Here is a 13,480-nt window from a genome sequence, read left to right on the forward strand (position 1 = left end):
TCCCTTCCTTGCGGAATACGCGCGACGTGCCCGCTGGCGACGCCGACCCGCGTTCCGTTTCTATACGATAAGCTGACTGAACAGTTCCTGCATGTCCGGCGGCATCGCGCTATCGAAACCCAGCGTTTCGCCGGTGATCGGATGCACGAACCCCAGATGAGCGGCGTGAAGCGCCTGCCGCCGGAAATTCAGCGTGTCCAGCACCTGTTTGTGAGCATGTTTTGTTCTACCATAAACCGGGTCGCCCAGCAAGGCATGGCCGATCGACGCCATATGGACGCGCACCTGATGCGTGCGCCCGGTTTCCAGCCGGCATTCGACCAGCGTGGCGTCGCGGAGCAACTCCAGCGTGCGATAATGCGTCACCGCGCGCTTGCCGCCCTGCACGATCGCGACCTTCTTGCGGTTGTTCGGCGAGCGCGCGAGCGGGGCGTCGACCGATCCCGCCGCCGGCATCGGCCGCCCGCCGACGATCGCGCGGTAGCGGCGGTCGATGCTGTGCGCGGCGAACTGCTTCGCGAGCCCTTCGTGGGTGCGGTCGGTCTTGGCGGCGACCATCAGCCCGGAAGTGTCCTTGTCGATCCGGTGGACGATCCCCGGCCGCGCAACCCCGCCAATCCCCGACAGCGAGCCGTGGCAATGGTGAAGCAACGCGTTGACCAATGTCCCATCAAGATTGCCGGCGGCGGGGTGGACGACCAGCCCGGCGGGCTTGTCGATGACGATCAGATGCTCGTCCTCGAACGCGACGACGAGCGGGATGTCCTGCGCCTCGTTATGCGCTGGCGTGGGGGCGGGGACCGCGACCGCGAACCGCTCGCCGCCGCGCGCCTTGCGCGAAGGGTCGCGCATCGCGGTGTCGCCCTGCGAGACCTGCCCGGCGTTGATGAGCACCTTCAGCCGTTCGCGCGACAGCGTCGGCACCGCGTCGGCGAGCGCACGGTCCACCCGCCAGCCGTCGGCGGCCTGTGCGATCGTCGCTTCGAGAATGATGACCCCCCGGTCCATTGCTTTGCTAGATGGCGATGATGGTGAGAATTACAATCGCGCAGCGAAACGAACTGCTGGTGCTGGCCGCGGCGGAGTGCGACGAGGTGTGCGGCCTGTTGCTCGGCGAGGGGGACGGTGTCACGCGGCTGCTGCCGTGCCGCAACGTCGCTGCCGACCCGGCGGTGCGGTTCGAGATCGACCCGGCGGCGCTGATCGCGGCGCATCGCACGGCGCGGGGCGGCGGCGCGCGGATCATCGGTCATTATCATTCGCACCCTTCGGGCGTCGCCCGCCCGTCGCCCCGCGATGCCGCCGATGCGGCGCCGGACGGGAGCATCTGGCTGATCGTCGCAGGCGCGGCAGTGACGGCGTGGCGCGCGGTGGCGAACGGCGCGGTGCATGGCCGTTTCGATCCGCTGCGGCTGGACGTAAGCGGTTGCGCCGCGTCGGGCGACTCGCCACAAGGCCATAACGCCATCCCGCCGAGGTAGCCTTACCGATGTCCATCAGCCCGGTCGATTTTGCTTCGTTGCTCTGCTCGCGGCTGTGCCACGATCTGTTGTCGCCGGTCGGGGCGCTCAACAACGGGCTGGAGCTGCTCAACGACGAAACCGACCCCGACATGCGCGCCCGCTGCCTCGAGCTGCTCAACGAAAGCGCGCGGACTTCGGCAAACAAGCTGAAGTTCTTCCGGCTGGCGTTCGGCGCGGCGGGCGGGTTCGGCGAGCGCGTCGACGTCCGCGAGGCGCGGCAGGCGGTCGAGGCGCTGCTCGGCGACAACAAGCGGCTCAACCTGCAATGGATGGTCGAGGCGACCGAGCTGCCCAAGGCGGCGGTCAAGGTGCTGCTCAACCTCGCGCTGATCGCGGGCGATACCTTGGTGCGCGGCGGCACGGTCACGATCGGCACCGAGGAAAGCGCCGACGCGACCGAGATCGTGCTGCGCGCCGAGGGACCGCGGATCGTGCTCGACCCCGATCTGCGCGCCACGCTGACCGATGGCCCGGTCGACGACACCGCGGTCGCGCCGCGCGCGGCGGCGGCGTTCCTCGTCCATGAGCTGGTCAGGGAAGCGGGCGGATCGGTGGTGGTCAGCGAGCCGGTGGACGGCGCATTGCTGTTCGGCGCAGCGCTGCCGAACCGGTAAACCAAGCCGTGGCGCGGTAAAGACCCTTTTAACGCCTGTCGTGCGATGCCGTCCGTCTAGCCAAGGCAACGGGACCGCATGGACGATCTTTTGCAGGAATTCATTGCCGAAACGCGCGAGACGCTTGAGGCGATCTCGGGCGAGATCGTGGGGTGGGAAGCCGACCCTGGCGATCGCTCGCGGCTGGATGCGATCTTTCGCTTCATGCATACGATCAAGGGAAGCTGCGGCTTCCTCGATCTGCCGCGGCTCGCCCGGCTGAGCCACGCCGCCGAAGACGCGCTGGCCGCGGTCCGCGCCGGGGAGCGGGCGCCCGATCAGTCGCTGGTCACCGTGATCCTCGCGATCATCGACCGGATTGGCGAGATCGTCGAGGCGATCGATGCCGGCGAGGCGCTGTCGGAGGCCGGCGAGGCGATGCTGATCGCGGCGCTGGACGGCGCGATCGCGGGCGAGGTGGTCCCGTCGGTCGACACCGCGGACGCGCCGGCGGCCGCGCCCGCCGTGCGCCACGCGCCCAAGCGCTCGGTGCGATTGTCGGTCGACCTGCTCGACCGGATGATGAGCGGCGTCTCGGACATGGTGCTGGCGCGCAACCAGCTCGCGCGGCACCTGCGGATGATCGACGATCCGCGGCTCGAATCGATGCTCGAGCGGCTGAGCATCTCGGTCGACGAATTGCGCGACACCGTGACGCGGACGCGCATGCAGCGGGTCGAGTCGCTGTTTTCCGCGTTGCCGCGGCTGGCACGCGATTCGGCGGCGGCGCTCGACAAGTCGGTGACGCTGACGATCGAGGGTGGCGATGTCGAGCTCGACCGCGAGATGATCGAGCTGTTGCGTGATCCGCTGGTCCATCTGGTCCGCAATGCGGTCGATCACGGGATCGAGGATCGCGTCGGACGGCTGCGCGCGGGCAAGGCCGCCGCCGGGCAGTTGCGGATCGTCGCGCGGCAGGCCGGCAACCTCATCATCATCGAGATCGCCGACGACGGGCGCGGGATCGACAGCGAGCGCTTGCTCGCCAAGGCGCTGCGCGCGCAGCCGGAACGCGCCGCCGAACTCGCCGCGCTGGACGAGGACGGCCGGCTCAAGCTGATCTTCGAGGCCGGGCTATCGTCGCGCGACGAGGTGACCGCGCTGTCCGGCCGCGGCGTCGGGATGGATGTGGTGAAGGCCAATGTCGAACAGGCCGGCGGGCGTATCTCGCTGACCAGCCGGCCGGGGCAGGGGCTGACGATCGCGCTTGAGGTGCCGCTGACGCTGGCGATCCTCAACGCGGTGCTGGTTGAAGCGGCGGGCACGCGCTTCGCGATCCCGCGTCAGTCGGTCGACGAGATCGTCGCGGTCGACGGCGGGGCGGTGCGCGTCGATCGTGTCGCGGCGGGCGCTGTGGTGCTGCTGCGCGGACAACGGCTGCCGATGGTGTCGCTGCCGACGTTGCTGGGGCAAAGCGAGGGGAATGCCATCCCCGGCTTCCTCGCGATCGTCTCGCTGCGCGAGGGGCGGTTCGCGCTGGCGCTCGACGGGGTGAACGACACGCAGGAGCTGGTGGTGAAGCCGGCCGCGCCGGCGGTGATGCGCGCGGGCATCTATGCCGGGCAGATGTTGCCCGACGACGGTGCGCCGATCCTGTTGCTGGATTGCGCCGCGATCGCGGCGCGCGCGGCGCTGGCGTTCGAGCGCCCCGACGCGGCGGTGACCGAAGCCGAGGTCGTCGAGCCGGTGCGCGCGCTGCTGTTCGACGACATCGACGGCGTGCGCCGGATGATCGTGTCCGATGCGGTCGACCGGATCGAGGGCGTCACGGCAGGCGCGGTGCGCGCGTTGGCGGGCGGGCTGTGGCTGACGATCGGCGCGCGGTCGATCCCGGTCTGGGCGGGGACGGGCGCCGTCGCGGGCGAGGTCCGCAAGGTGTTGCGCTTGCAGCTCGACGATCAGGAACTCGCCTACCCGATCGCCGATCCGATCGAGATCGTGCCCTTGCCGCAGGAGATCGCGCCCGCGGCCGATCCGCGCGGCGTGATCGCCGGGCTGGCGGTGATCGACGGCGAGCCGATCGAGCTGGTCGATCCGCTGGCGCTGTTCGACGATGCGACCGCGAGCGCCGCGCGCCCGGTCTGCCTGTTGCACGGCGCCGAGAGCGGCTGGATGGAGGCGTTCCTCAAGCCCGCGATCGAGCAGGCCGGCTATCGCGTCGTGCGGCGCGCGCCGCCGGGTCTGCCGGTCGCGCTGGCGCTGGCGATGGAGGACGACGCCGACACGCCGCCGGTGCCCGCGCTGCGGCTGAGCCGCGAGCGTGGCAAGCCGCTCTACCGTTTCGATCGCGCCGCGCTGATCGCCGCGCTGAAGGATTATGCCGCATGAACCATGCCCTGCATCTGGTCGCGCGGGTCGGTGACCGCGGCCTGCTGTTCGACGCCGAGCGGGTCGACTCGGTGGTGGAGGTCCACAGCACCGTTCCCGCCCCCGGCGCCGCCCCGGCAGTGGTCGGGCTGGCGGCGATGCGCAGCCGGGTCGCGACGGTGATCGACGTGCGGGAATTGTTCGGCGGGGCACCGATGATGCGCGACGGCAAGGGCGCGCGCGCGGTGGCGACGCTGGTCGACGGTCATCTCTATGCCATTGCGGTCGATGCGCTGGAGGATGTCGCGACCTTCACGCTGGCGCCCGCGCCGATCGCGCAGGGGACGGCGGGCGAATGGGACTTCGTCACCGGCGTTGCCGAGGGCGAGGGCGAGACGTTGATGGCGGTCGATATTGACCGGCTGGTCGCCCGGGCCAGCGCGCTCGGCTGAGCGCGGTCGTTAACCCCATCCTTACCGCGCCGCGCCCAAGGTGCGGCAGCACCAGAAATATCGGAAATATCATGAAGACCTGCCTGATCGTCGATGATTCGAAGGTGATCCGCAAGGTGGCGCGGCACATTCTGGAGGCGCTGGACTTTTCGGTGTCCGAGGCGGGCGACGGGCGTGAGGCGCTGACGCATTGCCGGCAGACCTGCCCCGATGTGATCCTGCTCGACTGGAACATGCCGGTGATGAGCGGGATGGAATTCCTGCGCGCGCTGGGCGAGGAGCCGATGCCGCGTCGTCCGAAGGTGGTGTTCTGCACCACCGAGAACGGCATGGCGCACATCCGCGCCGCGATCGAGGCCGGCGCGGACGAATATGTGATGAAGCCGTTCGACCGGGAGACGCTGCACAGCAAGCTCCAGATCGTCGGCGTCGCCTGATCCCGGCCGGGCCCGTGCCGGGATCTGCCATGACTCACCGTGCCGATCCGCCCGTCGCGGAGCGCCGCCGGCCGCGCGTCCTGATCGTCGACGATTCGGCGGTGGCGCGCGCCGCGCTGTCGCGCTTCATCAGCGGCAGCGGGCGCTTCGATCTCGCCGGCGCGCTGCCCGACGCACAACGCGCGCTGGCCTTCCTGCACCGTGAGCCGGTCGATTTCATCCTGCTCGATCTGGTCATGCCGCATCAAAGCGGCATCGACGCCCTGCCCGAGCTGCTGAAGGCCGGGGCGGGTGCGCGGGTGCTGGTGGTGTCGAGCTCGGCAGCCGAAGGCGCGGCGGTGACGATGCGCGCGCTGGCGCTCGGTGCGGCGGATACGCTGGTCAAGCCGAGCATCGGCGCCTTCGCGAGCCGCTTCGGCGAGACCTTGCTGGCGCGGCTCGACCTGCTGGCGGCGCATGGCGACGAGCGGCCGCTGCCGCGCCGCGCGACGATCATGACCCCGCCGCCGTTCGACGCGATCGCGATCGGCGCCTCGACGGGCGGCATCCATGCGCTCGCCTCGCTGCTGGAACAGGTGCCGGTGACGATGACGCAGCCGATCTTCGTCACCCAGCATCTGCCGCCGTCCTTTTCGCCATATTTCGCCGCGCAGGTCGGGGTGGTCGCCCGGCGTCCGTCGGCGATCGCGCACGAGCGGCGGCGGGTCGTCGACGGCGAGGTGCTGATCGCGCCGGGCGATGCGCATCTGCTCGCCACGGCGCAGGCCGACGGACGGGTCGCCACGCGGCTGTCGCAGGCGCCCAGCCCGACCGGCAATCTGCCGTCGGTCGACCCGATGTTCACCAGCCTGGCGCACACCTATGGCGCGCGACTGCTCGCGATCGTGCTGACCGGCATGGGACGCGACGGGCTGGACGGCGCGCGCGCGGTGCGGGCGGCGGGCGGGACGATCGTGGTGCAGGACCGCGATTCGTCGGTGGTCTGGGGAATGCCGGGCGCGGTGGCGCAGGCCGGGCTCGCCGATGCGGTGCTCACCCCGCGTGAGATCGGCGCGATGATCGCGGCGCGGCGCATGGGCGCGCGCGGCTGATGGCGGAGATCGATCCCGGCTCCGCGCGGGTGTTCGCCGCGCTGCTGGAGGCGCGCACCGGACAGCGGATCGCGGTCGGCCGCAGCTGGCGGTTCGAGGCGTCGCTCGGACCTTTGCTGCAGGCGCATGCGCTCGATCGCGTCGACCAGCTCGCCGCCCGGCTCATCGAAGGTAAGGACAAGCAACTGGCCGACCGGATCGTCGACGCACTGCTCAATCAGGAGACGTCGTTCTTTCGCGATGCCGGCGTGATCGAGGGCGCAGCCGAGGCGGTTGCCGGGCGCGCGCCGCTGCGCGTGTGGTGCGCGGCCTGCGCGACCGGGCAGGAGCCGCTGTCGCTGGCGATGCTGTTCGCCGAGGCGGGCGGCGCGATGCCGGAGATCGTCGCCACCGACGTGTCCGCGGCGGCGATCGCGCGCGCGCGCGAGGGCGCCTATTCGCAGTTCGAGATCCAGCGCGGGTTGCCGGTGCGGCGGATGGTGCGCTGGTTCGAGCCGGCCGCCGACAATCACTGGCGCGCCGCGCCGGCGTTGCTGGGGGCGATCCATTACCGTCGCCACAATCTGATCGTCGACCCGCCGCCGGTCGGCGAGTTCGACCTGATCCTGTGTCGCAACCTGTTGTTCTATTTCGCGCCGCATCAGCGCGAGCAGGTGCTGACCCGGCTGGCGGGCGCGCTCCGGCCCGACGGCTTCCTGCTGCTCGGCGCGGGCGAGACGGTGATCGGCCAGTCGGAACGGCTCCGCCCCAGCACGCGGGCGCGCGGGCTCTACGAGCGCGTTCCCGACCCCACCGACAGCAACCGGGTTTACACAGGCCGCTGATTTCGCGACGGACGTCGTTACGGTCAACGACGGCGAGGGCGATGGTGACAGGCGCGGAGCGGCACACGGGCAGGTGGGACGCATGAGGTGCCGGGAGGCGCCATCGCCCAGCTTCAACGAACGATTGCTGCCGATCTCGATGATCGTGCTGCACTATACCGGCATGAAGACGGCGCAGGAGGCGCTCGACCGGCTGCGCGATCCTGCCGCCGAAGTGTCGTGCCATTATTTCGTCGACGAGGACGGCACGATCACGCGGCTGGTGCCTGACGACAAGCGCGCGTGGCACGCCGGCGCATCGCACTGGCGCGGGGTGACCGACGTCAATTCGGCGTCGATCGGCGTCGAGATCGTCAACCCCGGCCACGATCATGGCTATCGCGCCTTCCCGGAACCGCAGATCGAGGCGGTGATCCGGCTCGTCGCGCATCTGAAGGACATGTACGAGATCACGCGCGGCAATATCGTCGGCCATTCCGACGTCGCCCCGCTGCGAAAGCGCGATCCGGGCGAGCTGTTCCCGTGGCACCGGCTCGCGCGGCTGCGGCTGGCGTTGCCGCGGCCGACGAAGAACCTTGTCGATCCGATGTGGGGGGAGGCGGCGTTCTGCCTCGCGCTGGAGCGGTTCGGCTATGACGTCAGCGACCGGATGGCGGCGATCATGGCGTTCCAGCGCCGCTTCCGCCCCGAGCTGATCGACGGCGAGATGGATGCGGAATGCCGGATGATCCTGCTGGCGCTGCTGCTGCCCCGACCGCAGGGGGATGATTGATACACGTTCGTCATTGCGAGCGCAGCGAAGCAATCCGGTGTTCCGCGCGACGCCCTGGATTGCTTCGCTTCGCTCGCAATGACGGCGTTGTGCTTCCCTAATGCCTTCCGCCTCGCTACGGCGATCCCGCCAGAGGGCCGGGCGGCCGCGTCGCGCGCAAGCGCGCCGAGGAAAGTCCGGGCTCCACGGAACAACGGTGGCGGGTAACGCCCGCCGGCTCGGGCTTCGGTCCGCAGTCAGGGACAGTGCAACAGAGAGCAGACGGCCTGGGCCTCGGCCCGGTCATGGTGAAAGGGTGCGGTAAGAGCGCACCGCGCGGCCGGTAACGGTCGTGGCACGGTAAACCCCACCGGGAGCAAGACCGAATAGGGGCGGCATGGCGGCGTTCGCGTCGCCGGGGTGTGTTCCCACCCGCTGCCCGGGTTGGTTGCTGGAGCGCGTCGGCAACGGCGCGCCGAGAGGAATGGTCGCCTATCCCCGTTCGCGGGGTGGACAGAACCCGGCTTACAGGCCCTCTGGCAAATTCGCTGCCGCTAGTCGGTTGGCGCGGGCGCGGCGCGTCCTTATGTGCCGCAGGAATGGCACGTATTCCCACCCGATCGAACGACTGGGGCTTTCCCCGCTGGCGCGGCTATGGCGCCAATCGCGAGGCGACGACCGTGCGATTGTGCGACCGCCACGGCTGCAACGAGCCGGGGATGTGCCCCGCGCCCAAGTCGCCGAACAGCCCCGAGCGCTGGTATTTCTGTCAGGCACATGCCGCCGAATACAATCGGGGCTGGAATTATTTCGAGGGCTTGTCCGCCGAGGAGGCCGCGCAGCGCGAGGCGAACGAGCGGCGTGATGCGGGCGGCTTTTCGCAGTCCAAGCATCAGGCGTGGGCTGGGTCGGGCGACGGTACGCGCTCGCGCGACGAGCTGCGCGCGCTGGAGGTGCTGGAGCTGGAGGTCGATGCGTCGTTCGACGACGTGCGGCTGGCGTGGCGGCGGCTGGCGAAGTCGAACCATCCCGATGTGCGGCCCGGCGACAAGGACGCCGCGACGCGCTTTCAGGCGATCCAGGCCGCCTATGACGTGCTGCGCGTTGCCGAGGAGGCGCGGACGTGGAAGCCGCGCGCCGAGCCGTGAAGGATCAGGTGCGCGCCCGGTGGACCGGCGCGGTGCTGGTGTGCGGGAAATGCTCGAAGAAGCTGGGCGGCGGGTTCGGCGCGAAGGGCAGGACGTCGCTCGCCAAGGCGTTGCGCGGCGAGCCGGGGTTCGGCAAGGGGCGCAAGGCCGCGGTCGGGGTGGTCGAGGTGAAGTGTCTCGGGATCTGCCCGAAGGGCGCGGTGACGATCGTCGACAGCCGCGCGCCGGGACGCTGGCGGATCGTGCCGGCGGGGGCGGATGTCGCGGCGTTGGCGGGGCAGTTGAAGGAGTGAGCCGTCGCCCCGGACTTGATCCGGGGCTCCGCTTCTTTTTCGAGCCGCTGGGAAGAAGCGGGGTCCCGGGTCAAGCCCGGGATGACGCTGAATTCCGTCATTCCCGCGCAGGCGGGAATCCGGAACCTCTGACCTTGCGCCTCTATCGACAGACCTGCGCGTCTGGATTCCCGCCTGCGCGGGAATGACGGGTTTGGGACGGGACGCGGCCCGCCGGCCCTCACGCCACCGGCAAGCCCTCCAGCACCTTGTCGAGCGTCAGCGGATAGTCGCGGATGCGGACGCCGCAAGCGTTGTAGACCGCGTTCGCCACCGCCGCCGCCGCGCCGCACAGCCCGAGTTCGCCGACACCCTTCGCCTTCATCGGCGAGGTCTTGTCGTCGAGCGTGTCGAGGAACACGACCTCCTGATGCGGCACGTCGAGGTGGACGGGCACGTGATATTCGGCGAGATCGTGGTTCACGAAATAGCCGAAGCGCGGATCGACTACCGCATCTTCCATCAGCGCCGCGCCGATCCCCATCGTCATGCCGCCGATCACCTGGCTGCGCGCCGACTTGGGGTTGAGGATGCGCCCGGCATCGTAGACGCCCGACATCCGCCGCACGCGAATCTCGCCGGTATAGACGTTGACCGCCGCCTCGACGAAATGCGCGCCGAAGGTCGCCTGCGCGTAATCCTTCTCCAGCGTGCCATATTCCATCGAGTCCTCGCCGCTGATCCCCTCGTCGCCCGCCGCCTTGGCGAGATCGACTGCGCGGTTGCCGCTCGACACCTTGCCGTCAGCGAAGGTCACGTCGTCGGAGTTGAAGCCGAGCTTCTGCGCGATGCGGCGGCGCAGATCGACGCAGGCGGCATAGACCCCCGCGGTCGAGCTGTTACCGCCCCATTGCCCGCCCGACCCGGCCGATACCGGGAAGCGGCTGTCGCCGAGCAGCACGACGACCTTGTCGAGCGGGACGCCGAGCATCTCGGCGGCGGTCTGTGCGATGATCGTATAGCTGCCGGTGCCGATGTCGGTCATGTCGGTGGCGACCGTCACCATGCCCTTGCGGTCGACCCCGACGCGCGCGCCCGACTTCATGTTCATGTTGTTGCGGAATGCCGCCGCCATGCCGAGGCCGACCAGCCAGTCGCCGTCGCGCACCTGCCCCGGCTTCGGATTACGGCGGTCCCAGCCAAACTTTTGCGCGCCTTCCTCAAGACAGCGGACGAGATTGCGGTCGGAGAATTTGCGCTCGGGCTTTTCAGGATCGACCAGCGTGTCGTTGACGATGCGGAAGCGGACCGGGTCCATCCCCAGCTTCTCCGCCATCTCGTCCATCGCGACCTCGAGCGCCATCATCCCCGGCGCTTCACCCGGCGCGCGCATTGCATTGGCCTCGGGTAAGTCGAGCACCGCGAGATGCGTCTCGGTCAGCCGGTTGTCGCCGGCGTAGAGAAGCTGGGTCTGGTTGGCGGCCGTCTCCGGACCGCCGCCGGGCAGGTCGCCCGACCAGGTCTGGTGCGCGATCGCGGTGATCTTGCCGGCCTTGTCCGCGCCGATCCGGATGCGCTGGATCGTCGCGGGGCGGTGCGTCGTGTTGTTCATCAGCTGCGGCCGCGCGAGCGCGACCTTGACCGGCCGCCCCGCCGCCTTGGCCGCGAGCGCCGCCATCACCGCGTCGGAGCGGACCCACAATTTCCCGCCGAACCCGCCGCCGACATAAGGCGAGACGACGCGAATTTTCTCCTTGGGGATCAGCAGCGTCTCGCTCATGTCGCGCACCGCCCAGGCGATCATCTGATTGCTGGTCCACAGCGTCAGCTCGTCGCCGTTCCACGCCGCGATCGTGGCGTGCGGCTCCATCATCATGTGGCTCTGGTCGGGCGTCGTATAAGTGGCGTCGAGCTTAACCGGCGCGCTGGCAAAGGCGCCTGCGAAGTCGCCGCGCGCGGTCTTCATCTTGTCGCCCTTGGCGATCGGCGCGCCGTCCTTGACCGCCTTCAGCTCATACTTGCCCTTGGTGCGCGCGTAATCGACGCGCACGCGTTTGGCGGCGTCACGCGCCTGCTCGAACGTCTCGGCGACGACGATCGCGACCGCCTGATCGTAATGCTCGACCTCCGGCCCGGCGAGCATCGTCGCGGTATGCGCCTTGGCCTTGCCGAGCTTGCCGGCATTCTCATAAGTGACGACCGACAGCACGCCGGGCGCGCGCAGCGCATCGGCGGCGTCGATCCGCTTGATCCGCCCCTTGGCCACGCCGGCACCGACGATCACGCCATAGGCATGGTTCGGCGCGACATCGTTGCGCTCGAAGGCGTAAGGCGCGGTGCCGGTGACCTTCAGCGGGCCGTCGATGCGATCGGTGGGCTTGCCGATGACCTTCTGCTGGTCGATCGGGTTGCGGCCGGCGGGAGTGTCGAACTTCATGCTGCGCGTCCTTCGGCGAGCACCGCGGCCAGCGTGCGCTCGACCAGCGGGATTTTATAGGCGTTCTGCGACGTCGGCGTGGCACCGGCGAGCGCGGCGGCGGCGATCGCCTTCGCGCCGCCGTCCAGCCGCGCCTCGGCGGCGGCGACGCGCCACGGCTTGTGCGCGAGGCCACCGAAGGCGAAGCGCGGCGTGCCGCTCTCGGGCAGGATCGCCGCGACCGAGATCGTCGCAAAGGCGTAGGAAGCACGGTCGCGCACCTTGCGATAAATGTGCGTGCCGCGCACCGGCGCGGGGAGCGTCACCGCGGTGATCATCTCGCCGGGCGTGAGCGCGGTTTCGATCCACGGCGTGCTGCCGGGGAGGCGGTGGAAGTCGGCGATCGGGATCGTCCTCGTGCGCCCGCCGCCGTCGACCGTCTCGACGGTCGCATCGAGCGCGCGCATCGCCACCGCCATGTCGCTGGGGTGGGTAGCGATGCAGTCCTTGCTGGTGCCGATCACCGCCAGCGCGCGGCTGTAGCCGCCGAGTGCGGCACAGCCCGAGCCGGGCTTGCGCTTGTTGCACGCCTGATTGGTGTCGTAGAAATACGGACAGCGCGTCCGCTGGAGCAGATTGCCCGCGGTCGTCGCCTTGTTGCGCAACTGCCCCGACGCACCCGAGAGCAACGCACGGCTGAGTACGCCATAGTCGCGGCGCACACGGCTGTCGGCGGCGAGCGCGGTGTTGCGGACCAGCGCGCCGACGCGCAAGCCGCCGTCCGGTGTCGCCTCGATCGTGTCGAGCCCGAGCCGGTTGACGTCGACGAGATGCGTCGGCGCCTCGATCTGCAGCTTCATCAGGTCGAGCAGGTTGGTGCCGCCCGCGACGAACTTCGCGCCCGGCTTCGCCGCGACCGCCGCGGCGGCGGCGGCGGGGGAGGTGGCGCGTTCATAGGTGAAGGGCTTCATGCGACATCCTCCGCACCGGCGACATCGGCGATCGCGGCGACGATGTTCGAGTAAGCGGCGCAGCGGCAGATGTTGCCGCTCATCCGCTCGCGGACCTCCTGCGCGTCGATGCGGCCGGCGGCGGTGAGGTCAGTCGAGACGTAGCTCGGCACGCCGTCCTTCACCTCCTGCAACATCGCCACCGCGGCCATGATCTGCCCGGGGGTGCAATAGCCGCACTGATAGCCGTCATGCTTGACGAACGCGGCCTGCATCGGGTGCAGGTCGCCCGGCTTGCCGAGGCCTTCGATCGTCGTGATCTCGTCGCCATCGTGCATCACGGCGAGCGTCAGGCATGAGTTGATCCGCTTGCCTTCGACCATCACCGTGCACGCGCCGCACTGGCCGTGATCGCAGCCCTTCTTGCTGCCCGTCAGGTGCAGATGCTCGCGCAGCGCGTCGAGCAGCGTGACGCGCGGGTCGAGATCGAGCGCGCGCTTCTTGCCGTTGACGGTGAAGGACACCGGGACGGTGGCGGCGCGCGCTTCGGCGGGCAGCGGCTGCGCGTCGAGCGGCAGCGCGGTGGTGGAGGCGGCGGCGACCCCGCTGACGAGCGCTCCGCGCCGCGTGAGGCTGAATCCGTTGGTGTCGGTCAT

At 69.7% G+C, this 13,480-nt stretch carries 14 protein-coding genes and 1 other RNA gene; 11 read left to right on the forward strand and 4 right to left on the reverse strand.

Features of this window, described 5'->3' with window-relative positions; translation table 11 throughout:
- Positions 1-60 precede the first annotated feature (60 nt).
- Positions 61-1,008 (reverse strand): RluA family pseudouridine synthase, encoded by a 948-nt coding sequence (locus FHS97_RS14510; protein WP_184039432.1) that lies wholly within the window; start codon positions 1,006-1,008, stop codon positions 61-63.
- Between the two features lie 17 nt (positions 1,009-1,025).
- On the opposite strand from FHS97_RS14510, the gene FHS97_RS14515 reads away from it, so the two are divergent.
- The 11 genes from FHS97_RS14515 to FHS97_RS14565 all read left to right on the forward strand — a co-directional run bounded on the left by FHS97_RS14515 (position 1,026) and on the right by FHS97_RS14565 (position 9,479).
- Entirely contained in the window at positions 1,026-1,481 is a 456-nt protein-coding gene (locus FHS97_RS14515) for a M67 family metallopeptidase (protein WP_184039716.1), read from the forward strand.
- A gap of 8 nt (positions 1,482-1,489) precedes the next feature.
- Complete coding sequence (locus FHS97_RS14520) at positions 1,490-2,137, forward strand: histidine phosphotransferase family protein (RefSeq protein WP_184039435.1); 648 nt, start codon at positions 1,490-1,492, stop codon at positions 2,135-2,137.
- A 78-nt stretch (positions 2,138-2,215) separates the two neighbouring features.
- On the forward strand, positions 2,216-4,504 hold the full coding sequence (locus FHS97_RS14525) for a chemotaxis protein CheA (protein WP_184039440.1): 2,289 nt from the start codon (positions 2,216-2,218) through the stop codon (positions 4,502-4,504).
- Positions 4,501-4,935 carry a chemotaxis protein CheW gene (locus tag FHS97_RS14530; protein WP_184039443.1) on the forward strand — a complete coding sequence of 145 codons (435 nt, stop codon included), beginning with the start codon at positions 4,501-4,503 and terminating at the stop codon, positions 4,933-4,935. The genes FHS97_RS14525 and FHS97_RS14530 overlap by 4 nt, the downstream gene beginning before the upstream one ends.
- A 71-nt stretch (positions 4,936-5,006) precedes the next feature.
- Positions 5,007-5,372, forward strand: coding sequence for a response regulator (locus FHS97_RS14535; protein ID WP_184039445.1), 366 nt, complete (start codon positions 5,007-5,009; stop codon positions 5,370-5,372).
- A 29-nt stretch (positions 5,373-5,401) separates the two neighbouring features.
- On the forward strand, positions 5,402-6,463 hold the full coding sequence (locus FHS97_RS14540; RefSeq protein WP_184039448.1) for a chemotaxis protein CheB: 1,062 nt from the start codon (positions 5,402-5,404) through the stop codon (positions 6,461-6,463).
- A complete protein-coding gene (locus FHS97_RS14545; RefSeq protein WP_184039451.1) occupies positions 6,463-7,287 on the forward strand; it encodes a CheR family methyltransferase in 825 nt (274 codons plus the stop codon). The genes FHS97_RS14540 and FHS97_RS14545 overlap by 1 nt, the downstream gene beginning before the upstream one ends.
- Before the next feature lie 82 nt (positions 7,288-7,369).
- Entirely contained in the window at positions 7,370-8,059 is a 690-nt protein-coding gene (locus FHS97_RS14550) for an N-acetylmuramoyl-L-alanine amidase (protein ID WP_184039454.1), read from the forward strand.
- 129 nt (positions 8,060-8,188) lie between these two features.
- An RNA gene (gene rnpB / locus FHS97_RS14555) (RNase P RNA component class A) lies at positions 8,189-8,582 on the forward strand.
- 55 nt (positions 8,583-8,637) lie between these two features.
- A complete protein-coding gene (locus FHS97_RS14560) occupies positions 8,638-9,186 on the forward strand; it encodes a J domain-containing protein (protein ID WP_184039468.1) in 549 nt (182 codons plus the stop codon).
- Complete coding sequence (locus FHS97_RS14565) at positions 9,162-9,479, forward strand: (2Fe-2S) ferredoxin domain-containing protein (RefSeq protein WP_343053465.1); 318 nt, start codon at positions 9,162-9,164, stop codon at positions 9,477-9,479. The genes FHS97_RS14560 and FHS97_RS14565 overlap by 25 nt, the downstream gene beginning before the upstream one ends.
- Positions 9,480-9,699: 220 nt before the next feature.
- Here FHS97_RS14565 and paoC read toward each other — a convergent pair whose 3' ends face one another.
- From paoC to paoA, 3 genes are read right to left on the reverse strand one after another with little or no spacing between them, the layout of a single operon-like run.
- Entirely contained in the window at positions 9,700-11,895 is a 2,196-nt protein-coding gene (paoC, locus tag FHS97_RS14570; RefSeq protein ID WP_184039471.1) for an aldehyde oxidoreductase molybdenum-binding subunit PaoC, read from the reverse strand.
- Positions 11,892-12,845 carry an FAD binding domain-containing protein gene (locus FHS97_RS14575; RefSeq protein WP_184039474.1) on the reverse strand — a complete coding sequence of 318 codons (954 nt, stop codon included), beginning with the start codon at positions 12,843-12,845 and terminating at the stop codon, positions 11,892-11,894. Before FHS97_RS14575 ends, paoC begins: the two co-directional genes overlap by 4 nt.
- A complete protein-coding gene (paoA, locus tag FHS97_RS14580; RefSeq protein WP_184039477.1) occupies positions 12,842-13,480 on the reverse strand; it encodes an aldehyde dehydrogenase iron-sulfur subunit PaoA in 639 nt (212 codons plus the stop codon). Before paoA ends, FHS97_RS14575 begins: the two co-directional genes overlap by 4 nt.

It is taken from the genome of Sphingomonas endophytica, from assembly GCF_014199415.1.
GTDB lineage: Bacteria > Pseudomonadota > Alphaproteobacteria > Sphingomonadales > Sphingomonadaceae > Sphingomonas > Sphingomonas endophytica.

Bases quoted from the DNA above. Each gene is read 5' to 3' on its own strand.
- FHS97_RS14510 (WP_184039432.1), bottom strand. From the start codon at position 1,008: ATGGACCGGGGGGTCATCATTCTCGAAGCGACGATCGCACAGGCCGCC.
- FHS97_RS14515 (WP_184039716.1), top strand. From the start codon at position 1,026: ATGATGGTGAGAATTACAATCGCGCAGCGAAACGAACTGCTGGTGCTG.
- FHS97_RS14520 (WP_184039435.1), top strand. From the start codon at position 1,490: ATGTCCATCAGCCCGGTCGATTTTGCTTCGTTGCTCTGCTCGCGGCTG.
- FHS97_RS14525 (WP_184039440.1), top strand. From the start codon at position 2,216: ATGGACGATCTTTTGCAGGAATTCATTGCCGAAACGCGCGAGACGCTT.
- FHS97_RS14530 (WP_184039443.1), top strand. From the start codon at position 4,501: ATGAACCATGCCCTGCATCTGGTCGCGCGGGTCGGTGACCGCGGCCTG.
- FHS97_RS14535 (WP_184039445.1), top strand. From the start codon at position 5,007: ATGAAGACCTGCCTGATCGTCGATGATTCGAAGGTGATCCGCAAGGTG.
- FHS97_RS14540 (WP_184039448.1), top strand. From the start codon at position 5,402: ATGACTCACCGTGCCGATCCGCCCGTCGCGGAGCGCCGCCGGCCGCGC.
- FHS97_RS14545 (WP_184039451.1), top strand. From the start codon at position 6,463: ATGGCGGAGATCGATCCCGGCTCCGCGCGGGTGTTCGCCGCGCTGCTG.
- FHS97_RS14550 (WP_184039454.1), top strand. From the start codon at position 7,370: ATGAGGTGCCGGGAGGCGCCATCGCCCAGCTTCAACGAACGATTGCTG.
- FHS97_RS14560 (WP_184039468.1), top strand. From the start codon at position 8,638: ATGGCACGTATTCCCACCCGATCGAACGACTGGGGCTTTCCCCGCTGG.
- paoC (WP_184039471.1), bottom strand. From the start codon at position 11,895: ATGAAGTTCGACACTCCCGCCGGCCGCAACCCGATCGACCAGCAGAAG.
- FHS97_RS14575 (WP_184039474.1), bottom strand. From the start codon at position 12,845: ATGAAGCCCTTCACCTATGAACGCGCCACCTCCCCCGCCGCCGCCGCC.
- paoA (WP_184039477.1), bottom strand. From the start codon at position 13,480: ATGACCGACACCAACGGATTCAGCCTCACGCGGCGCGGAGCGCTCGTC.